The following is a 1,935-nucleotide window of genomic DNA, read 5'->3' on the forward strand; positions in this document are numbered from 1 at the left end:
CTCTATCACATCGCCAAGCGGATCGGCCGGGTCGCCCAACAGGCAGGCGTACAGGTTCAAGCCGTGCTGTTTCCAGATCTGGCTCGGGCATGGAGTGCGAACAGAATCGGCGATTTCCGGAAAATCGTCTTTCAGACGCAGATGCTTCTGCTCGTCTTCGGCATTGCTGCGCTGTTGTTTTTCTACCTGACAATCAATCTCGTTTTGCTTTGGACTGCCGGCCCGGAGTTCCTCGGTGCTGGACCTCTCGTTATTGTTCAGACCATTGCGGTGATGATGACCCTGTGCGGCACGGTGCTGTATTCCGCCTTGCTGGCCATGGGAAAAGAAAGCCTGGTGCTGCGCATCGTTTTTGCCGCAGCGATCGTCTTTCATATCACCGCTTTCACCCTCGTTCCGCAGATAGGGCCAATGGGTGCAAATTTTGCGCATATCAGCATGTCGTTCGTTCTTCTCTCGGGGATGACCTATATCTATAGAAGAAACTTTCCTGAAATATAGCTTTGTGTTTATTGGTTTTTATCGAAATATTTTTTGGATTGCATCCAGGCTATATCGGATAGCAACCTTGCTATATTAGAATATATTTCCCTGCGGCGAGGGTCTGTTATCGCCGGGTGTTTGGGTGATTATTTCCTGAAGTGTTCTGATCGGATCCGCAGAGTTTTTCTTCTTGCGATCTGTTCGAATTTTGTTTTGGAAACACCACGGCAAAATATCCACAGAAAATTTCATATGAATTTTTGTTTGAATAAATACCTATGGGAAGCCATGCCATAGAATTTTCCCTGTGTAATCAGTAACCGTTACTGAAAATATGTCGGCCTATCTGGATTCTCACCCGACGTTTTGGAGAGTTTCCGCTCCGCAATGCCGCCGCCCAAGGATTTTGGGATTGAAGCTTTTTCCCATAGAGGTAACGTTGCTTGGAACGTCGGGTTGGCTCTAGCTATTGCGGAAGTTTGGCATGTATAGAGAAATCGAAGTCCCTGAAACAAATCGTCTTGTTGAGCTGACCGCCGGGGTTGTTGCGGCCTACGTGCAAAAACATGTGGTACCCGGCAGCCGAACTTGCAAATCTCATCGCGGGTGTTCACACGGCCCTGGGCAACACCGCAACATCGCCTTCGGTGCAAGTTGCTGTGGATGATAAATTGAAGCCGGCGGTTTCAATTCGCAAATCCATCACCCACGATCACCTCATCTGCCTTGAGGATGGCCGCAAATTCAAATCCTTGAAGCGTCATCTCGGAAGTCTCTACAATATGACGCCGGAAGAATATCGTGAAAAATGGGGGCTTCCAGATGACTATCCCATGGTGGCGCCCAGTTACGCAGAAAAACGGTCACAGCTGGCGCGGGCAAGCGGGCTCGGCCAGGCTCGGCTAAAAAACAAGTAAAAATCCGCTCAGAAGCTGGTAGGCGACGTGGTGCGGCTCGTATTCGCGATGATGGCCTTTGCTGAGCCGGTCGTGACCAGTTCGCGGTGTCGCCGGGTTTCATAGCCCCCGGCTTTTTCCGGTGAGGTCAGGTTGCTTAGAATCAGCCTGACGGACACCATCAATAACCGGCGACGGATGTCTTCGCCGGCACCTGAAGCTCGGAAGAACGTGATTGTGCTCGACGCAAGGATGGTGGATATCTTTACGTCGGCGATGCACGCTACGACATCGGGAAGAGGGTCGATTTTGCCGAGAGCTTTCAGCTTGCCGGCTACGGACGCAAGGTCACTGCCGAGGACGTATCCGTCCTTTTAGGCGTGTAATCGCTGTCACTTTCGTTAGCGATCAAAGCAACCGAGCGGTCGGCGACTCCCGTTGTTTGGCTGCTTGAAAACGGGGCGTATTTCTGGCTCAAGGTGACAGTCAGTCAAACTTTGGCCGGGTGGCCGATGAATTTTTCGCGTCCTTTTCGAAGCGTTGACGGAAAATGGTA

The 1,935-nt window shown here is 51.2% G+C and carries 1 protein-coding gene and 1 pseudogene; both read left to right on the forward strand.

The features are described from left to right. Nucleotides 1-501 (forward strand): lipopolysaccharide biosynthesis protein (locus AC1D17_RS28765; RefSeq protein ID WP_477568607.1); only part of this gene is annotated, 501 nt, incomplete at its 5' end. 466 nt (nucleotides 502-967) lie between these two features. Continuing rightward, a pseudogene (locus AC1D17_RS28770) lies at nucleotides 968-1,400 on the forward strand (Ros/MucR family transcriptional regulator). The last annotated feature ends 535 nt before the right edge of the window (nucleotides 1,401-1,935 follow it).

Source organism: Pararhizobium sp. P1_E7, from assembly GCF_056405855.1.